16 protein-coding genes are annotated in these 19,425 nt (G+C 68.7%); 5 read left to right on the top strand and 11 right to left on the bottom strand.

Going from position 1 to position 19,425, the window contains the following annotated elements; translation table 11 throughout:
* Positions 1 to 18 precede the first annotated feature (18 nt).
* The 3 genes from MWM08_RS00080 to ahcY all read left to right on the top strand — a co-directional run bounded on the left by MWM08_RS00080 (position 19) and on the right by ahcY (position 2,343).
* On the top strand, positions 19 to 312 hold the full coding sequence (locus MWM08_RS00080) for a hypothetical protein (protein ID WP_244457436.1): 294 nt from the start codon (positions 19 to 21) through the stop codon (positions 310 to 312).
* Positions 313 to 576: 264 nt separating this feature from the next.
* Positions 577 to 771 (top strand): hypothetical protein, encoded by a 195-nt coding sequence (locus tag MWM08_RS00075; protein WP_244457435.1) that lies wholly within the window; start codon positions 577 to 579, stop codon positions 769 to 771.
* A gap of 168 nt (positions 772 to 939) precedes the next feature.
* On the top strand, positions 940 to 2,343 hold the full coding sequence (ahcY, locus tag MWM08_RS00070) for an adenosylhomocysteinase (RefSeq protein ID WP_244457434.1): 1,404 nt from the start codon (positions 940 to 942) through the stop codon (positions 2,341 to 2,343).
* A gap of 121 nt (positions 2,344 to 2,464) precedes the next feature.
* Here ahcY and MWM08_RS00065 read toward each other — a convergent pair whose 3' ends face one another.
* Together MWM08_RS00065 and MWM08_RS00060 are read right to left on the bottom strand one after the other, a co-directional pair.
* The gene (locus MWM08_RS00065; RefSeq protein ID WP_244457433.1) at positions 2,465 to 3,667 is read right to left on the bottom strand and encodes an acetyl-CoA C-acyltransferase; all 1,203 of its coding nucleotides are present in this window, start codon (positions 3,665 to 3,667) and stop codon (positions 2,465 to 2,467) included.
* A gap of 45 nt (positions 3,668 to 3,712) precedes the next feature.
* A complete protein-coding gene (locus tag MWM08_RS00060; protein ID WP_244457432.1) occupies positions 3,713 to 4,138 on the bottom strand; it encodes a PaaI family thioesterase in 426 nt (141 codons plus the stop codon).
* A 57-nt stretch (positions 4,139 to 4,195) separates the two neighbouring features.
* Here MWM08_RS00060 and MWM08_RS00055 point away from each other — a divergent pair, with 57 nt between their 5' ends.
* The gene (locus MWM08_RS00055; protein ID WP_244457431.1) at positions 4,196 to 4,810 is read left to right on the top strand and encodes a glutathione S-transferase family protein; all 615 of its coding nucleotides are present in this window, start codon (positions 4,196 to 4,198) and stop codon (positions 4,808 to 4,810) included.
* Here MWM08_RS00055 and MWM08_RS00050 read toward each other — a convergent pair whose 3' ends face one another.
* From MWM08_RS00050 to recF, 7 genes are all read right to left on the bottom strand, one after another.
* Positions 4,811 to 5,791, bottom strand: a complete 981-nt coding sequence (locus MWM08_RS00050) for a Bug family tripartite tricarboxylate transporter substrate binding protein (RefSeq protein WP_244457430.1) — start codon at positions 5,789 to 5,791, stop codon at positions 4,811 to 4,813.
* The gene (locus MWM08_RS00045) at positions 5,788 to 7,890 is read right to left on the bottom strand and encodes a hydantoinase/oxoprolinase family protein (RefSeq protein ID WP_244457429.1); all 2,103 of its coding nucleotides are present in this window, start codon (positions 7,888 to 7,890) and stop codon (positions 5,788 to 5,790) included. Before MWM08_RS00045 ends, MWM08_RS00050 begins: the two co-directional genes overlap by 4 nt.
* Positions 7,887 to 9,533: a hydantoinase B/oxoprolinase family protein gene (locus tag MWM08_RS00040; RefSeq protein WP_244457428.1), complete on the bottom strand. Its 1,647-nt coding sequence runs from the start codon at positions 9,531 to 9,533 to the stop codon at positions 7,887 to 7,889. The genes MWM08_RS00045 and MWM08_RS00040 overlap by 4 nt, the downstream gene beginning before the upstream one ends.
* 43 nt (positions 9,534 to 9,576) lie before the next feature.
* Positions 9,577 to 10,713, bottom strand: coding sequence for an MFS transporter (locus MWM08_RS00035; RefSeq protein ID WP_244457427.1), 1,137 nt, complete (start codon positions 10,711 to 10,713; stop codon positions 9,577 to 9,579).
* A gap of 17 nt (positions 10,714 to 10,730) precedes the next feature.
* A complete protein-coding gene (locus tag MWM08_RS00030; protein ID WP_244457426.1) occupies positions 10,731 to 12,131 on the bottom strand; it encodes an aminotransferase in 1,401 nt (466 codons plus the stop codon).
* Positions 12,132 to 12,196: 65 nt separating this feature from the next.
* A complete protein-coding gene (gene gyrB, locus MWM08_RS00025; protein WP_244457425.1) occupies positions 12,197 to 14,623 on the bottom strand; it encodes a DNA topoisomerase (ATP-hydrolyzing) subunit B in 2,427 nt (808 codons plus the stop codon).
* Between the two features lie 65 nt (positions 14,624 to 14,688).
* Positions 14,689 to 15,813, bottom strand: a complete 1,125-nt coding sequence (gene recF, locus MWM08_RS00020) for a DNA replication/repair protein RecF (protein WP_244457424.1) — start codon at positions 15,811 to 15,813, stop codon at positions 14,689 to 14,691.
* Positions 15,814 to 15,939: 126 nt separating this feature from the next.
* Between recF and MWM08_RS00015 the strand changes: the two genes are divergently transcribed.
* The gene (locus MWM08_RS00015; RefSeq protein WP_244457423.1) at positions 15,940 to 16,338 is read left to right on the top strand and encodes a hypothetical protein; all 399 of its coding nucleotides are present in this window, start codon (positions 15,940 to 15,942) and stop codon (positions 16,336 to 16,338) included.
* A 99-nt stretch (positions 16,339 to 16,437) separates the two neighbouring features.
* Here MWM08_RS00015 and dnaN read toward each other — a convergent pair whose 3' ends face one another.
* Entirely contained in the window at positions 16,438 to 17,568 is a 1,131-nt protein-coding gene (dnaN, locus tag MWM08_RS00010) for a DNA polymerase III subunit beta (RefSeq protein WP_244457422.1), read from the bottom strand.
* Positions 17,569 to 17,879: 311 nt separating this feature from the next.
* Positions 17,880 to 19,325 carry a chromosomal replication initiator protein DnaA gene (dnaA, locus tag MWM08_RS00005; protein WP_244457421.1) on the bottom strand — a complete coding sequence of 482 codons (1,446 nt, stop codon included), beginning with the start codon at positions 19,323 to 19,325 and terminating at the stop codon, positions 17,880 to 17,882.
* Positions 19,326 to 19,425: the final 100 nt, after the last annotated feature.

Here is a 19,425-nt window from a genome sequence, read left to right as displayed (position 1 = left end):
CGTCAGGGAGATCGCGCCATGCCCAGCTTTCGCCGCCTCACCATCCTCGTCGGCCTTGCCGCCAGCCTCGTGCCTGCGCCGGCGATGGCCGACAGCCAATCGTCGGATTCCTCCTCGAATTGTTCGAACGGCCGCTGCACGCGGGTGGACCGGATGGTGATCGAGGATCGCCACGGCCGTCGCGGCTGGGTGCGGGAGCAGACCTGGCGCGAGCGCGACGGACGCGGCCCGCGCGGCTGGGGTCAAGGCGGGCCGCAACGCCTGCCAGACTGGCGCCTACGGCGCAGCCGCGACGATGACGACGACGACTGATCCGGGGCGGCCGGGGGATTCGATTCCTCCCGTCCGGTGGCAGCGGCCCTTGGCGTAGCCGCACAACCAGCAGCGGCCATCCGGTCGTGCGACCCTGCGCAATGCCGCCGGGACCTTCGCCTGCCCGGCACGATCACGCGCAGCGAAACACTTCATCACTCGCCGCGCCGCGCGGCGGCATGCCATGCCAGCGCCACCTTCCCGCCCCGCCAGCGCCCGGCGGGGCCGGGAAGGTGGCTGTGTCGCCGAAGGAAGTCGATCGCCATGCGCAACATTCGCCGTGCCGCCGTGACCGGACTTTTCGCGATCTGGCTTGCGCCGCTCTCGGCGGTGGCGGAGGCGCCGGGCGGGCCCTGCTGCCGGGGCGACCGGCCAGTTCGGGCCGAGGCCGCCGTGACGCCGAGCCGCGACGAGCAGGAGACCGAGGACGAGGGCCGTGCCGGCGCCGCGCGGCGCTGACCCTGGTGCCGCCGGACATCATTCGGGCGAGGGGACCGCGGCGGCTCTGCCTACAGATTGCGTCCTTCGCATAAAGATATCCTTATATCTCACCTGCGCCTCTGGTCTTGGGCGCCCACGCGTGCTACCCGCCCGGCACGTTCCGTTCAGACAGGAAGACCACAGCGCATGTCCGCAGCCACCGACTACGTCGTGAAGGACCTCTCCCTGGCCGCCTGGGGCCGCAAGGAGATCTCGATGGCCGAGGACGAGATGCCCGGCCTGATGGCGGTGCGCGCCGAATACGGCCCGACCCAGCCGCTCAAGGGCGCGCGCGTCGCCGGCTGCCTGCACATGACCATCCAGACCGCCGTGCTGATCGAGACGCTGAAGGCGCTCGGCGCCGATGTTCGCTGGTCGTCGTGCAACATCTTCTCGACGCAGGACCACGCGGCCGCCGCGATCGCCGCAACCGGCACGCCGGTGTTTGCGATCAAGGGCGAGACGCTGCCGGAATACTGGGAATACGTGCGCCGCACCCTGGAATGGGCCGATGGCGGCACGCCGAACGTGCTGCTGGACGATGGCGGCGACATGACGCTGCTGGTCCATTACGGGCTTCGCGCCGAGCAGGGCGACGTGGCCTTCCTCGAGAAGCCAACCAACGAGGAAGAGGAAGTCTTCTTCGCGCTGATCAAGGAGTGCCTGAAGTCCAAGCCGGGTTGGTTCGCGCAGCTGGCGAAGAACATCGTCGGCGTGTCGGAGGAGACCACGACGGGCGTGCATCGCCTGTACAACATGGCGAAGGAAGGCAAGCTGCTGTTCCCGGCCATCAACGTGAACGACAGCGTCACCAAGTCGAAGTTCGACAACCTCTATGGCTGCCGTGAGTCGTTGGTGGATGCGATCCGCCGTGGCACCGACGTGATGATGGCCGGCAAGGTCGCGATGGTCTGCGGCTTCGGCGACGTGGGCAAGGGGTCCGCCGCGTCGCTGCGCAACGCCGGCTGCCGCGTGATGGTCAGCGAAGTCGACCCGATCTGCGCCCTGCAGGCCGCGATGGAAGGCTACGAGGTCGTCACGATGGAGCAGGCCGCCCCGCAGGCGGACATCTTCGTCACGGCGACCGGCAATGTGGACGTCATCACCGTCGACCACATGCGTGCGATGAAGCACCGCGCCATCGTGTGCAACATCGGCCACTTCGACAGCGAGATCCAGGTCGCCGGCCTGAAGAACTTCAAGTGGGACAACATCAAGCCGCAGGTGGACGAGATCGAGTTCCCCGACGGCAAGCGCATGATCCTGCTGTCGGAAGGCCGCCTCGTGAACCTGGGCAACGCGACCGGCCACCCGTCCTTCGTGATGTCGGCGTCCTTCACCAACCAGACGCTGGCGCAGATCGAGCTCTGGGCGAACCCGGGCAAGTACGAGAAGAAGGTCTATGTGCTGCCGAAGCACCTGGACGAGAAGGTGGCGGCGCTGCACCTGGCGAAGGTTGGTGCGACGCTGACGAAGATGAGCGCGGCGCAGGCGTCGTATATCGGTGTCGCGCCGCAGGGGCCGTTCAAGGCCGAGCAGTACCGGTACTGAACAAAGGAAAGGTCGGGGGAGGGAACTCCCCCGAGCCCCCTCCTTCTTTTGTCACCTGGGAACAGACGTCGGCTGTCGCTGCCGAGCGGGACGCTCGGGGGAGGTTTACCTCCCCCCTGCATCACGCCACCTCGAACAGACCAGCGGCCCCCTGCCCACCGCCCACGCACATCGTCACCACCACGAACCTCGCACCGCGGCGCTTGCCCTCGATCAGCGCGTGCCCGGCCATGCGCGCGCCAGACATGCCGTAGGGATGGCCGATCGAGATCGCGCCGCCATCCACGTTCAGCCGGTCGTTCGGAATGCCGAGCCGGTCGCGGCAATACAGCACCTGGCAGGCGAAAGCCTCGTTCAGTTCCCACAGGCCGATGTCGTCCATCTTCAGCCCGTGCTGCGCCAGCAGCTTCGGCACGGCGAAGACCGGGCCGATGCCCATCTCCCCCGGATCGCAGCCCGCCACCGCCATGCCGCGGTATATGCCCAAGGGATGCAGGCCGCGGCGCGAGGCCTCGGCCTCCTCCATCAGCACGGCGGCCGATGCGCCGTCACTGAGTTGGCTCGCATTGCCCGCCGTGATGAAGCGACCCTGCTTCACCACCATGCCGTCCTTGAACACGGGCTTGAGCGACTGCAGCCCTTCGAGGGTGGTATCGGCGCGGTTGCCCTCATCGCGCGTGAGCGTGGTGGCGACGTCTTTGCTCTCGCCGGTCTCGCGGTTGACCAACTTCATCACGCTCGGCAGGGGCACGATCTCGTCGTCAAAGGCACCGCGTGCCTGGGCGGCGGCGGTGCGCATCTGGCTGGTGAAGGCGTAGTCGTCCTGCGCGTCGCGCGACACGCCGTAGCGGTCCGCCACGATCTCAGCGGTTTCCAGCATGGACATGTACAGCGCGGGCACGCGCTCCATCAGCGACGGATCGGCACGGCGATACCAGTTGGCCTTGTCGTTCTGCACGAGTGAGATGGATTCCAACCCGCCACCGACCGCGACCTGCATCCCATCATGCAGGATCTGCTTCGCCGCAGTGGCAATCGCCATCAGGCCTGAGGAACACTGCCGGTCCAGCGACATGCCCGGCACGGAGTCCGGCAGCCCCGCCGCCAGCGCCACCTGACGCCCGACATTCGACCCCTGGCAGCCCTGCTGGAGGGCCGCGCCCATGATGACATCCTCGACCTCGGCCGGGTCGAGCTGCGCACGTTCGACCGCGGCGCGCACCGCGTGGCCGCCCAGCGTCTGCGCGTTGGTGTCGTTGAAGGCGCCGCGATAGGCACGCCCGATCGGCGTGCGGGCGGTCGAGACGATGACGGCGCTGCGCATGGTGCTTTCCTCCCTGGTCGTTGCCGGCCAGGGTAGCGCAGGGCGTTACGGCGCGCCCAGCCGCTTCCACACGCCGTCCGCGGTCGCGACGATGCGCCCGCCGGTCGTGATCTGCCCACGCACGAACACCACCGATCGCGTCGTGCGCACCGCCTCGGCCCGCGCTTCCAGGAACTCGCCCGCCTTCGCGCCAGAGACGAAATGCGTGTTGAGCTGGATGGTTACGACAGGCCCGCGCGCGGCCGCTTCCCAGCACGTTGCACCCAGGATCTGATCCAGGAAGGTCACCAGCATCCCGCCATGGATGATGCCATGCGCATTGCCGTGGCGCGGTTCTGCCAGCAGGCCATAGGCCCAGCCCTCGCCCTCCTTCTTCGACCAGAAGGGGCCCACCAGCGTGGGGAAGCCGTCATTGTGCCAGTGCAGGTGCTTCCAGCCATGGGCAGCGGGATCGAAGGGCGTGTCGGTCATGTGCAGGGATTCGCCCGGCGGGCTGGCGGCGTCAATCCGCGGTGGTAGCGTGGCGCCATGAAACTGTTCCACGCGCCCGGTTCCCCCTATTCCCGCATCACCCGCATGGCGGTGATCGAGCTCGACCTGCAGGACCGCGTCGCCGTCGAGGAAGCCACGCTGCGCGACCCGGCATCCGTGTTGCTGCCGTTCAACCCGGTCGGCCGCGTGCCCTCGCTGGTGCTGGCGGATGGCACCACCATCACCGAGACCACGCCGGTCCTTATGATGCTCGATGCGCTGGTGCCGCCGGAACGCCGGCTGCTGCCCGGTGCGGACCGGCCGCGCGCGCTGGCCGCCTATGGGCGCGTGCTCGGCATGATGGATGGAATCGCAGTGTGGAACCGCGAATTGCGCCGGCCAGAGCATGAACGTTCGCCAGGCGTGATCGCGCTCGAGGCGCTGCGCGCGGTGCGCGTGGCCGATGCGCTGGAGCGCGATGCCGCGACCGGCGTGTTTACCCAACGCGATGCGGCCTGGTTCGCGCTGGTCTCGCTGCTGGGGTATTGCGAGCGGCGCCACACGATCTTCGCATGGCGCCTGGCGCGTCCGGCCCTGGCCGCGCTGTTCGATGCGGCGCAGTCGCGCCCTAGCGTGGCGCAGACCGTGCCACCTGCAGGCCCCGCGCGCTGATCAGCCCGGCATGCGGATGCCGCGGCTGCGAATGAGCCCACCCCATTTCTCGGATTCCGCCGTCCAGTAGGTGGCGAATTCCGCCGGGCTGCTGCCGACCGGATCGGCCCCCTGCGCGATGATCTGCTGGCGGAAGGCAGCGTCGGTCACCGCGGCGCGCACCGCCTGCGAAAGGCGCGCGGCGATGGGTTCCGGCAGGTTGGCCGGCGCCATCAGCGCCATGTCGGTCGAGGATTCGAAGCCCGCGACTCCCGCCTCCTGCAGCGTCGGCACATCCTGCGCGAGCGGTGAGCGCGTGGCGGTGCTGACCGCGAGCACCTTCAACGTTCCGCCCGCGCGATGCGGCAGCGCGGTGATGGCGTCGATGAAGGACATCTTGGTCTCGCCCGCGATGACCGCCTGCGCGGAGGGCGCTCCGCCGCGATAGGGCACGTGCACCATGTTCAGCCCCGCCGCCGCCATCAGGAGTTCGGTAGCGAGGTGGCTGGTGGCACCGATGCCGGCGGAGGAGAAGTTGATCTCGCCCGGCCGCGCGCGGACGTAAGCCAGGAAGTCCTGGATGGTGTTCACCGGCACTGAAGGGTGCACGCAGACCGACTGGGCCGTGCGCGCCACCAGCGAGATGCCGGTGAAGGCCGCGCGATTGTCGTAAGGCAGCGGGCTGATCAGATGCGGCGCGATGGCATAGGTGCTGTTGGTCGCGAACAGCAGCGTGTAGCCATCGGGCCGCTGCTGCGCGACATGGTTGTGCCCGATGGTGCCCGACGCACCGGCGCGGTTCTCGACCACGACATTCTGGCCGAAGATCTGGCCGAATCGCTGCGCGAAGAGCCGCGTCATGGTGTCGGACGACCCACCGGCGGGCCAGGGGTTCACCATCGTGACGGGCCGTGCGGGCCAGGGTGTCTGGGCGTTGGCCGTGCGCAGCGCGGGCACGGCGAGGGTCGCGGCGAGCAGCGCGCGGCGATGCAGCGTGGTCATGGCGTGGCCTCCTGCGGGATAGGAAGGTCGATGACGAGGTTGCGGAAGGCGTCGACCGAGGCGGTCGCGCCGGGCGGGATGGCGCAGGTGGATTCGCGTTCCTCCACAAGCGCGGGGCCGGCGAAGGATGCGCCAGGAGCCAGCGCGTAGCGGTCGATCACGGTGCAGTCCTGCCAGCCATGGTGTTCGAACAGTGCACGCCGCGTGCCGCGCTTGGCCGTGCGGCCCTCGATGATGTTTGCGCCCTTCATGTCGATGTCGCGGCCAGGGGCGGCGGCGGCGAGGCGCCAAGTGAGGGCCTCGATCGGCAGTTCATCCAGCGCGCGGCCGAAGCGTTCGCGATAGGAGGCGAGGAAGGATTCGCGGATCGCCGGCAGGTCGGAGGCGTTGGGCGTGAGAGTCGGCAGCGGCACGGGAATCTCGAAGCCCTGGCCGACATAGCGCATGTCGGCGGCGGGGCGGAACACGATGGTCGCGGGGTCCGCGCCTGCGCCGGTCAGCAGCGCGCGCGCTTCCTCCGCCATCTCCGCGTAGAGCTCCGCCACCTTCGCCCAGTCGACACGTTCGATCCGGCCGACCAGGGATCGCACCAGGTCGGTTGCCGGTGGTGCGACGAGGAAGCCGAGCGCGGACGCCACGCCAGCACCGAGCGGCACCACCACGCGCTTCATCTTGAGCAGCCGCGCCAGGTCGCAGGCATGCACCGGCCCCGCACCACCGAAGGCGATCAGCGTGTAGCGGCGCGGGTCGCGGCCTTTCTCGGCCAGGTGCATGCGCGTGGCAGCCGCCATGGTCTCATCAACGATGCGACGGATGCCCAGCGCGGCATCATCCGCCGTGACGTTCAACGAGGTCGCGAGCCGGTCGGTGACGGCGCGCTTCACCGCATCGAGGTCGAGAGCCATCTCGCCGCCCAGGAAGTAGGAGGGGTCGAGCCGGCCGAGCACCAGGTCGGAATCGGTGACCGTTGGCTCCGTGCCGCCGCGCCCGTAGCAGATCGGCCCCGGCTTCGCGCCAGCGCTGCGCGGCCCGACCTTCATCAGGCCAGAGCCTTCCTCGACGCGCGCGATGGACCCACCGCCGGCGCCGATCTCGATCATGTCGACCACGCTGACCTTCAACGGCAGGCCGGAGCCCTTCTGGAAGCGCCGCACGCGGCCCGCTTCGAATTCGAACTTGCGGTCGGGCGCGCCGTTCTCGATCAGGCACATCTTCGCGGTCGTGCCGCCCATGTCGTAGGACACGACGTGATCGAGGCCCGATTGCTTCGCCAGCCACGACGCCGCCATCGCGCCCGCAGCGGGGCCGGATTCGATCAGCCGGATCGGGTAGTCCTTCGCTTCCTGCACGGAGGCGATGCCGCCGCCGGACAGCATCACGTAAAGCGCACCGGTCACGCCCATCTCCGCGAGCCGCGCCTCAAGTCGGTCGAGATAGCGCAGCATGCGCGGCTGCACATAGGCGTTCGCGCAGGCGGTGGAGATGCGTTCGAATTCGCGGATCTCCGGCGCGACGGACGAGGACAGCGTGATGGCGATGCCCGGATGCGCGGCGCGCACGATCTCCGCCGCGCGGCGTTCGTGGCGTGGGTCGCGGTAGGAATGCATGAAGCCGATGGCGATGGCCTCGACACCCTGCGCGACCAGCGCATCGGCCTGGTGGCGCACGGCGTCTTCGTCGAGCGGCTTCAGTTCCGTCCCGTGCACATCGAGCCGCCCCGGCACTTCGAGCCGCAGCGCGCGCGGCACCAACGTGGGCGCGGGTTCCAGGAACAGGTCATACAAGTCGTAGCGGGTTTCCTTGCCGATCTCGATGGAGTCCCGAAACCCCTCGGTGGTCAGCAGGCCGACCTTGCAGCCGGTGCGCTCGATGATGGTGTTGGTGACCAGCGTCGTGCCGTGCACCACCGAATGCAGCGCGCCGGGCGGCAAGCCGGTTTCCTCCAGCAGTCGCGCAATGCCGGCGGTGATGGCTTCGGACGGATCATCCGGCGTGGTCAGGCGCTTGCCGGTCGCCACCAGGTTGCGCGTGGGGTCGTGCAGTACGAAGTCGGTGAAGGTGCCGCCGACGTCCACGCCAATGCGAGCCGTCGCGTTCATGACTTCACCCCGTAGTCGCGCGCAGCACCTTCCGGCGTGACGTAGCCGTTGCGGATATCCTCGGCCAACGCCGCAGGGTCGCGGTCCTTCGGGTCGCCGTATCCGCCGCCGCCGGGGTAGTGCATCCGCAGCCGCGCACCGGCCGCGACCGTGCTGCGCGACTTCGGATGCGGGCGTGTGCCATCCGCCAGTTCGATCACCGCCGCAGCACCGGCGGCGCCACCGAGCACGCCCTGCGCCGGATGGTCGCGCCGGTCCGACAGCAACGAGAGCCGCACCGCATCCGGCGCGCGAACCTCGATCTCTACATCCTGGCCGAGCCCGCCGCGGAAGCGCCCCGCGCCGCCGGAATCCGGCAGCAGCTGCTTCTTCCACACCAGCAGCGGCGCAACGCTTTCGTACGCCTCGATCGACCCCGCGCCGACATTGGTCGGGAAGGCCGTCGTCGGCAGCCCGTCGCGATGCGGCGATGCGCCCATGCCGCCACTCGCGAACAACACCTGCGAGAATCGGTCGCCCTCGATGTCGTAACCGCTGAACAGCGCGCGCATGGTCGGCGCGCCGCCGCATTCGGCGATGATCTTCTCGGGCATCACCGGCGCCAGCGCCTTGTAGATCGCGCCCGCCAGCAGATGCCCCGTGAGCTGCCGCGCGGAACACGGCGCGGGAAAGCGCGGGTTCAGGATGCTGCCGTCGGGCGCAGCCACGGTGATCGCCTGGTAGGATCCCTCGTTGCGCGGCGTGAAGGGATCGAGCGCGCATTTCACCGGATACACCGAATAGGCATGCGTGTAGTTCATCACGCAGTTGATGCCGCGATCGACCTGCGGCGAGGTGCCGGCGAAGTCGATATGCATGGTGTCGCCGCGGATGGTGACCTCGCACTGGATGCGCGTGATTGCTTCGTCGAAGCCGTCCGCTTCCAGCGTGCTGCGCCAGGTGCCGTCGGGCAGGGCGGCGATGGCGCGGCGCATCGCCGCATCGGTGCGCTGCGACAGCGCGACGGACAGGCCCTGCAGGTCCGGCAGGCCGGTGTCGCCGAGGAATTCTGCCACGCCGCGCGCGCAGACCTGGTTTGCGACAACCTGCGCTTCCAGGTCGCCCATAACCTGGCGCGGCACGCGGACGTTGGACAGCAGCACGTCCACCAGGTCCTCGTTGCGCTGGCCTTCGCGATACAGGCGCGCGGGTGGGATGCGGATGCCTTCCTCGAACAGCTCGCGGCAATCCGCCGACCAGAGCGACCCGCCGACATCCGGCGAATGCGCGATCGATCCCGCGAAGCCCACCAACGCGCCACGATGGAAAACCGGCGTGACGGCCGTGAAGTCCGGCAGGTGCCCGGTCGCGAGCCACGGGTCGTTGGTGATGACGCAATCGCCCGGCCGCCAGGTCTCGGCGGGGAAGCGTTCCAGGAAGTGCTTCGTGGTCTTGGGCAGGATGCAGGAGAACGACGCGATGCCGCCCGTGTTTTCGCTGACGCTGTCGCCGTTGCGGTCCATCAGCACGGTCGCGAAGTCGTTCGACTCGCGCACGATGGTGGAGAAAGCGGTGCGCAACAGGCCGGTGGCGGCCTCGTCGGCGATGGAGATGAGGCGAGACCAGTGGATCTCGAGGCTGATGGGGTCGAAGGCGTCGGTCATGCACGGAATGGTTCCCGCGCTGCGCGGTTTGCGCAACCCCTGCTCAGCGCCTCGCCAGCGCCAGCGCCGCGCCGATCAACGCCGAACCCGCCGCCAAAGGCCCGAAGCCGGCGAAACCGAAGCTCACCATGACCCAGCCACCGATGGCGGTCGCCCCCAGCCAACCGAAGCTGGCCGAGGTAACGTTCAGCCCGAGCACCGTGCCACGCACCTCGTCCGGTACGTTGGCGAGCGCGGCCATCAGCGAGGGTCGCGCGGTGGCATTGACAAAGATGTAGGCGAAACCCACCGCGACGGTCGTCACAAGACCCGGCGTCCAGGTGTAGAGCACCAGCGCAATGAGCGCGGATCCGACCATCGCGCCGGCGAAGACATGCAACCGGTTCGGCAGCCGGTCCGCCATCTGACCGCCCACCACCGTGCCGAGGATATTGCCCAGCGCGATCACCGCCAGCGGAATCGCCACGCCGGCCGGCGTCAGCCCGTAGGACACCTGCAGGAAGGTCGCGAAATACACGACCGACACGCCGTAGCAGACGCGCTCCGCCACCCCCATCGCGAGCAACCGCAGCACCGGGCCGGTCATCGCACCGCGCATGGTGGGCCGCGCGGCGGAGGCAGCGCGCACCGCAACGGGGCGCAGCGTCGTGGCGAACAACCCCAGCGCCGCCAGCAGCGCGATCGCACCGACACTGAGGCTTACGCCCCGCCAGCCGATGACGCTGCCCGCCCAGGCCGCCAGGGGAACGCCCACCAGCAGCGACAGCGACTGCCCCGCCATGACCCAGCCGAGTGCCCGCCCGCGCTGGCGATCTACCGTGCGGGCCGAGGCCTCGGTCATGATCACGCCGGTGAAGCCGCCCGCGAAGGCGCCCGCGAGCGTCACCGCCAGCGCCACGCTCCAGTAGCCCGGCGATGCCGCGACACCCACCAGGCACAGCGCCAACCCGATCGGCCCGCCGATCAGGAAGGGCCGCCGCCCCCAGCGATCCGAAGCCGCGCCCGCCATCAACGACGTGATGCCCCAACTGATCGAGGTCAACGCCATCAGGTTTGCGACCAGCGGCAGGCTGGCGCCAAGGTCGCGCGCCATGTCGATGAGGAACGGCGCGCGCGTCGTGCCGCTCGATGACGCGGCGAACATGCCCAGGCACGCTGCGGCCAGCAGCGCCCAGGGCATGCGCGGCAGGGGCTGGGTCAGGCGGCGCCGGCCATCTTCGCCACGGTATGGCCCAGCGCGCGGTCCAGCACCTCGACCAGCGTGTCGCATTCGGTGCGCGTGATCACCAGCGGCGGCGACAGCACGATGGTGTTGGAATGTCGCGACCCGCCACCGGAGCGCCCGACGATCACGCCATTCGCCTTGCAGAATTCCACCACGCCGCCGACCAGCGCGCCATCGAGCTGCGTCTTGGAGTCACGGTCGGTCACCAGTTCGATGCCAATCAGCAGGCCCTTGCCGCGAATATCGCCAGTGATGCCGTGCTTCCACAGCGCGGCCTGCAGCTGGTCCATCAGGTAGGCGCCCATGGTGGCGGCGCGCTCGGGTAGCTTTTCCTCGAGCATGATCTCGATGTTGCGGACCGCCACCGCGGCGGCGGCCGGGTGCCCGCCATAGGTGTTCACCTGCATCACCTGGCGCGATTCCGCGACCTCGCCGAGGAAGGATTCGAACACGCGGTTCTTCACCACTGTCGCGGCGATCGGCAGGTAGGCGGAGACGATCCCCTTCGCCACCGCCATGATGTCGGGGCTGATGCCGTAGTGCTGGTGGCCGAACATCCTGCCGGTGCGGCCGAAGCCATTGATGACCTCATCGACATGCAGCAGCACGTCGTACTTGCGGCAGATCGCCTCGACCTTCGGCAGGTAGTCATCGGGCGGCACCGCGACGCCGACGCCGGACATGATCGGTTCGACGATCACTTCCGCGACGGTCTGCGGGCCTTCGGACTGGATCGTCGCCTCGATCGCGGTCGCGCAGGCCGTCTTGCAGGACGGGTATTCCAGGCCGTAGGGGCAGCGGTAGCAGGTCGGCGCCGGGACATGGATGAACTCGCCGGCGAAGGGTTCGAACTTCATCTTGCGCTCGCCCATGCCGCCCGCCGCCAGCGTGGCGAGCGTGGTGCCGTGATAGGCGTAGTGGCGCGCGATGGTCTTGAAGCGGAACTGGCCCGGGAATTCGTGCTTGGCGTATTGCCGCGCCACCTTGAAGCCGGCCTCGTTCGCCTCCGAGCCCGAATTGACGAAATAGGTGTGGTAGTCGCCGCCCATCAGCGTGTTGATCTGCTCGGCCAGGCGCGCGGCGGGCAGGTTCATGGCCGTGTGCGGGTAGTAGGCCATCTGCTCCATCTGCTCGGCGGCGATCTGCGCGAGCTCGGTGCGGCCATAGCCGATGTTCACGCACCACAGCCCGGCCATGGCGTCGAGATACGACGTGCCATCGGCGTCGGTGATGGTCGACCCGCGCGCGCCGGTCACCACCATCTGCGACTTCTCCAGCGCCTTGTGCTGGAGGATCGGGTGCATGACGTTCTGCAGATCCTGCGCGACGACGCGCCGGCGTTCCTCGGGATCGGGCTGGTTGGTGAGCGACATGGCGGGACCTCGCGGCTGCTGGGTGCGCAATGGTCGCGCGCCCCGGCCGCCGTGGGAAGTCCTGATCACACGTCCAGGTTTGCCACCTTCAGCGCATTGCCGACGATGAAGTCGCGCCGCGGCTCCACCAGGTCGCCCATCAGGGTGGAGAAGACCTGCTCGGCATCCTCCACATCCTCGATCCGTACCTTGAGAAGCGTCCGGACAGCGGGGTCGAGCGTGGTCTTCCAGAGCTGGTCGGGGTTCATCTCGCCCAGCCCCTTGAAGCGCTGGATGGCAAGCCCGCGGCGCCCCTCGGCGATCAGCCGGTCGAAGGCCTGCATGGGGCCGTGCGTGGAGACTTCGTTCGACCCCAGCAACAGCACCGCCGGCCCGCCGGCGAAATCGGCCGCCAGGCGGTCGCGGCGTTCGTCCAGCCAGCGCGCCTCGGCGCTACGCAGCGCGGTGGCGTCCAGCGTGTGGCGTTCGTTCACGCCGCGCACGGTGCGCGCCAGGGTCACCCCGTTCTCGCCGCTGCTGATGACCCAGCCGCGCTCGTTCTCCGGCGCCAGAGCGTTCAGCCGCGCGGCGAGCGCCTGCGCCGCCGCGGTGGCGCGGTCGGCATCGAGCGTCAGCGCACCCACCACCGATGCCTGTTCGACAATATCGGCCGGCACCTGGCCGGCCAGGCGTCGAATGCGCGATGTCGCCTGGCGATGGAACTCGACCTCGGTCTGGAGATCCACCGCGGTCAGCAGCCGCCCATCGAAGAAGCGGATCGACGCGCCACCGGTCGCTTTCTCGAGCAGGTAGTCCTCGAGCGCGCGGTCGTCCTTCAGGTAGCGTTCCTCGTTGCCTCGCTTGGCGCGATAGAGCGGCGGCTGCGCGATGTAGAGGTGTCCGCGCTCCAGCAGTTCCGGCATCTGGCGGAAGAAGAAGGTCAGCAGCAGCGTGCGGATGTGGGACCCGTCCACGTCCGCGTCGGTCATGATGACGATGCGGTGGTAGCGCAGCTTGCCCGCATCGAAGCCGCCATCGGCCGGTTCGCCGCGACCGATTCCGGTGCCGAGCGCCGTGATCAGCGTGCCGATCTCCTGGCTGCCGAGCATCTTGTCGAAGCGCGCGCGCTCGACGTTCAGGATCTTGCCCTTGAGCGGCAGGATCGCCTGGAAGGCGCGGTCGCGCCCCTGCTTGGCGGAGCCGCCGGCGCTGTCACCCTCGACGATGAAGAGTTCCGACTTCGCCGGGTCGCGTTCCTGGCAATCCGCGAGCTTGCCGGGCAGCGAGGACACGTCCAGCACGCCCTTGCGCCGCGTGAGTTCGCGCGCCTTGCGGGCCGCCTCGCGCGCCGCGGCGGCGTCCATGATCTTGCTGACGACGTCCTTGGCTTCCTTCGGATGCGTCTCGAACCAATGGGTCAGCGCATCCGCCACGGCCATGTGCACGATCGGCTGCACCTCAGAGGAAACCAGCTTCTCCTTGGTTTGGCTGCTGAACTTCGGGTCCGGCACCTTCACCGAGAGAACGGCGGTCAGCCCCTCGCGCATATCCTCGCCGGCGAGCGCGAACTTCTCCTTCTTCGCCAGCCCCTCGGCCACCTTGCCCACCACGCGCGTCAGCGCCTGGCGGAAGCCAGCCAAATGCGTACCGCCGTCGCGCTGCGGGATGTTGTTGGTGAAGCAGAGCATCGTCTCGTGGTAGCTGTCGTTCCAGCGCACCGCGATCTCGACGCGCATGCCGTCGTGATCCTTCGACATCACGCTGATCGGCTGCGCGAAGATCGGGGTCTTGCCCTTGTCGAGCCATTCCACGAAGGCGACCAGGCCACCGTCGAACTTGAACACCGCCTCCTGCACATCGGTATGGCGTTCGTCGCGCAGCGTGATGGCCAGGCCCGAATTCAGGAAGCCGAGTTCGCGCAGGCGCCGTTCCAACACCGTGAAGTCGAACTCGGTCTTGGTGAAGGTCAGCGCGGAGGGCTTGAAGGTCACCTCGGTGCCGTTCGGCTGGTCCGACGGGCCGACCAGCGTGCAGGGCACGACGGTCTCGCCGTGTTCGAAACGCAGGCGGTGCTCCTGCCCGTCGCGCCAGATGCGCACTTCCATCCATTCGGACAGTGCGTTGACCACCGCCGCGCCCACGCCATGCAGGCCGCCCGAGACCTTGTAGGAATTCTGGTTGAACTTGCCGCCGGCATGCAGCCGCGTCAGCACGACCTCGGCCGCGGAGATGCCTTCCTCGGCGTGGATGTCGGTCGGGATGCCGCGCCCGTCGTCGCGCACGGTCACGCTGCCATCGCCGTTCAGCGTGACGTGGCAGGATGTGGCGAAGCCGGCCTGCGCCTCATCGACCGCGTTGTCGATGATCTCGAAGGCCATGTGGTGCAGGCCTGATCCGTCATCGGTGTCGCCGATATACATCCCAGGCCGCTTGCGCACGGCTTCGAGGCCGCGAAGCACGGTGATGGAGGCGCTGTCGTAGGCGTCGGATTCGGGACGCGCGGGCTCGCTCATGCGGCGCGCTCTCTCCTGCTGGAAGGGGGTCTGAAGCGTGTCTGCAATATAGGCACTTTCGGCCCTCAAGGCGACCCGGTTTCGCCTGACGGGACCAGGATTCCAGGTCTCGCCTCGAAGATGTCCGCGATGCCCCGCAAAGGGCGGAAAACCTCGGCTTCCGTGCCGGTCAGGAAGACCTGCGCGGGCAGCGCCGCCAGGGCGGCGAGCAGGGCTTCCCGGCGTGCGGTATCCAGATGCGCCGCCACCTCGTCCAGCAGCAGCAGGGGGGCGAAGCCGCGGGCCTCCGCGATCAGCGCCGCATGGGCCAGCACGGTCGAGATCAGCAGCGCCTTCTGTTCGCCGGTCGAACACAGATCGGCAGGCTGGTCCTTGGGCAGGTGCACCAGCGTCATGTCGGCGCGATGCGCGCCACGCGCGGCGCCACCGGCGGCGGCATCGCGCCGGCGGTCGGCGGCCAGCGCGGCCCGCAGCATGTCCTCGACGGCCAGCGCAGGCTGGTCGGCCAAGGCCGTCGCGATCGGGCAGGCCAGGTCCATCCGCGCGGGCGGGAAGGTGCCGGTCGCACTGCCGGCTGCCAGCACCGCGTTCAGCCGCTGCGCCAGCGCGCGCCGCGCGGCTGTGGCGGCGACGGCATGGCGCGCCATCGCATCCTCCAGCCCCGCCAGCCAACGCGCATCGCCCCGGCCCTGCGCGAGCAGCCGGTTCCGCTGGGTCATGGCATTGTCGTGCGCGGCCACCTCGCGCGCATGGGTTGGCTCAAGCGCCCAGGCGAGCCGGTCGAGGAAGCGTCGTCGGCCCGATGCCCCTTCCTGAAACAGCCGGTCCATCTGGGGCGTCAGCCAGACGGCGGCTACGCGGTCCGCCAGGTCGGATTGCGTGCGCACCGCCTGACCATCCAGGCGGAAGACGCGGCGGTCGGAAGCGCCATCAGGGTCTGATCCGGTGCCGAGATCGAAGGCACCCTCCGGCGTCGCGAAGCGCCCGGCCGCGGCCCACGGGCGTGCCAGGCCGTCGGCCCGTCTGCCCAGTTCACCCATGCGCGCACCGCGCAAGCCACGGCCGGCGCCGAGCAGCGAGATCGCCTCCAACAGGTTCGTCTTGCCGACGCCGTTGTCGCCGGCGATGGCGACGATGGGCGCGGTGAAATGCGCCTCCAGCACCGGCCAGGAGCGGAAGTCTTGCAGCATCAACCGCGTGAGCAGCAGACTGGGAGAAGGACGATGGCGCACGGGCTACCCGATACCAGCAGCGCGGCAGTGCGGAAATGATGCCGTCTGCCCCGTCCCGGCGCGATCACGGGCGGAGGCAACGGCGTGAGCGCAGGTGTGGTGTTCGGGGGCCTGCTTCTTGCGTTGCTGGCGGTCTGGGTCCACGGGATCCTGCGGCTTATCCGCCGTGCCCATCATTTGCGTATCTGGCCGCATGCCACGGCCCGTATACTGGAAAAGCGGTCCTGGCTTCCGGCACACCGCCGCGTTGTCGTCTTCCAACTGCCGGACGGGCGGCCGGTGACGGGGAGAATCGTCGTGAGCTCCCTGCCGGCACCGTCGCGCGCCGCCGAGGACAGCGTGCCGATCGCCTATGATCAAGGCGACCCGGCCCGCTGCGTCGAAGTGTTGTCACGCAACGACCTTGTGATCCGACTGGCGGCCGAATCCATCGCTATCGCAGGGGCCGCGGGGGCAATCGTCTGGGGTCAGTCGAAGCGCTAGAGCCGTTTTCGTTCGCCTTGGCTCACTGTAACGACTCTAGCCCGTTGTTTTCGCGAGCATCTTCGCCCGACCAGATGATTCCATCTGTCGGGATCTGCTCTAGACCCGCATCGGCATCAGCACGTACAGCGCCTCGGGCTTCGCTGCGTCCTTAACGATCGTCGGCGCCGCACCATCCGCGAACAGGAACTCCACATTCTCGCCGATCTGCGCCGTAATGTCGGTCAGGTACCGCGCCTGGAAGCCGATCTCGAGCGGGCTGCTCTCATACGACACGGTGTCGCTGTCGAGCTCCTCCTGCGCCTGGCCCTGCTCCGGGCTGGCAGCCGAGAGCAGCAGGTTGTTGCGCGAGATCGACAGCTTCACCGGCCGCGAGCGCTCCGACGAAATCGCCGCCACGCGCGCCACCGCCTCCTCGAAATCCTTCTTCGGCACGGTCAGCTTCTTGTCGTTGCCGCGCGGGATCACGCGCTCGTATTCCGGGAAGGTGCCGTCGATCAGCTTGCTGGTCAGCGAGACGGTGCCGAGCCCGAAGCGGATCTTGGTGTCCGACAGGCGGATCTCGATCTCGTCCTGCGTTTCTTCCGCCAGCTTGCGCACCTCGTTCACCGTCTTGCGCGGCACGATCACGCCGGGCATCGCCTTCGCACCTTCGGGCAGCGGTTCCTCGACGCGCGCGAGGCGGTGGCCGTCGGTTGCTACCGCGCGCAGCACCGGCGCGCCGTCGCTCTCGGCGGCGTGCAGGTAGATGCCGTTCAGGTAGTAGCGGGTTTCCTCGGTGCTGATCGCGAAGCGCGTGCGGTCGATCAGGTCGCGCAGCACACCGGCCTTGATCGCGAACTTCGTCGGCATCTTGCCTTCGGTCATGGACGGGAAATCGTCGACCGGCAGCACCGACAGCGTGGTGTTGAACTTGCCCGCACGCAGGCTGAGCGGTCCATCGCCGCCGCCATGGTCGAATTCGATACGCGCGCCGTCGGCCAGCTTGCGCACGATCTCGTACAGCGTGGCGGCCGGCGCGGTGGTGCGCCCACCGCGCGCGACAGTCACGCCCGCCACGTCCTCGACCACCGCGATCTCCATGTCGGTGGCGGTGAGCGTGAGGCTGCCCTCGGTCTTCGCGTCGATCAGCACATTCGCGAGGATGGGGATGGTGTTGCGCCGTTCCACAACGCTCTGCACATGCGCGAGAGCCTTGAGCAGCACTGCCCGGTCGACCGTGAACTTCATCGCAGCCTGACGCCCCGATCCTGAGGCGGCCGCCGCATCACGCGATGCGGGACCACCAGTGTCCCCCTGAGGTCCCCCCGCGGCCGCCGGCACCGAATCGGCCCGCGCGGCGGCCGGCCGAGGGGGCCGCACCATATCAGCGGGATTCCAGGGGGGAAAGCCAGGAAAGCCGGGGAAACCGGGCGGGGCGGGGCGGCCGGCGCATGGGGGGGGCACGCTCACCGGTAGGTGCCGGCCGCCGCGCTTGCGTCCGGATCGCAGCGCGATCCGCTATCGCAAGGCGCGACGGCACGCCGTCAGAGAAGCAAGACCTACGTCTCCAGCATCCGCCGCAGCAGCTCGACATCCTCGGCGAAGGCGGAATCCGCCTGCATCAGTTCCGAGATGCGCGATACCGCGTGCATCACCGTGGTGTGGTCGCGGTTGCCGAAGCGCCGGCCGATCTCGGGCAACGAGCGGGAGGTGAGCTGCTTCGCCAGGTACATCGCCACCTGGCGCGGCCTGGCCACGGCGCGCGCGCGCCGAGCGCTGCTCATGTCGGTCAGGCGGATGTTGTAGTGTTCAGCGACCTTGCGCTGGATCTCTTCGATCGTGACGCGGCGGTCGTGCGCGCGCAGGATGTCCTGCAGCACTTCCTGCACGCCATCGAGCGTGATGGTGCGGCCGAACAGGTTGGCATGCGCGATCAGCCGGTTCAGCGCGCCTTCCAGTTCGCGGATGTTCGACGTGATCTTGTGCGCGAGGTATTCCTGCACGCTCTTGGGGACTTCGACGCCCGCCGCCGCGGCCTTCGCACCCAGGATCGACAGGCGCAATTCGTAGGTCGTGGCGTGGATGTCGGCCACCATGCCGCAGCCCAGCCGTGTGCGCAGCCGGTCCTCGAGCCCGTTCAGGTCGGATGGCGACTTGTCCGCGCTGACGACGATCTGCTTGCCGGCATCGACCAACGCATTGAAGGTGTGGAAGAACTCCTCCTGCGTGTTGTCCTTGCCGATCAGGAACTGCAGGTCGTCCACCATCAGCACGTCGACCGACCGCAGGCTTTCCTTGAACTCCATGGTCGACTGGCTGCGCAACGCGGCGATGAAGCGGTACATGAACTTCTCGGCGCTCATGTAGGCCACGTTGCGCGACGGCTCTCCCGCCCGGATCGCCCAGGCGACGGCGTGCATCAAGTGCGTCTTGCCCAGGCCCACGCCGCCATACAGGAACAGCGGGTTGAAGCCCGGCAAGGCGGGCTTCTCGGCCACGCGCCGCGCACAGGCATGGGCGAATTCGTTCGGCTTACCGACCACGAAGGTGTCGAAGGTAAAGCGCGGGTCGAGCGGCGCCGACCAATCACCCCGCGCATCGGTGACGCGCGCCGCCCCACGGCCCGTGGCAAGCGGTTCCGCCAGGCCGGTGCGCCGCGCCGAAGCCTCGCGGTCCGGCGCTGCCGCCTCATCGCCATCCTCGCCGGCGGGCACCGCACGCTGCTGGCCCAGCCGCACATCGACGCGCCGCACGGCCGGGCTCTCCTGCTGCCACAGCGCGCTCAGCCGATCGCCGTAGTGGCTGCGGACCCAGTCGCGCAGGAAGCGTGTCGGCAGCACGACCACGGCCTCGTCGCCATCGATGCCCGCGAGCGTCATCTGGCGCAGCCAGGTCCGGTACTCGACTTCGCCGACTTCCTCGCGCAGGCGACCGCGGATCCGTGCCCAGGCCTCGCCCATCGTCGCGGCGGAGAGCGGCTGACCCGAACCGGCTGGCTTCTCCATGCGATCCCTCGCCCCCCTCATGACCCTGCGTCGGGGTTCCTTCCCCGAACTCCTCGTCGCCGCCCTTCTCGGACGATCGGACGAACCACCCCCCAGTGCC

It is taken from the genome of Roseomonas fluvialis, from assembly GCF_022846615.1.
GTDB lineage: Bacteria > Pseudomonadota > Alphaproteobacteria > Acetobacterales > Acetobacteraceae > Neoroseomonas > Neoroseomonas fluvialis.
Note: the sequence above shows the minus strand (reverse complement) of the source record. Positions and strands in the feature narration are given on the sequence as shown.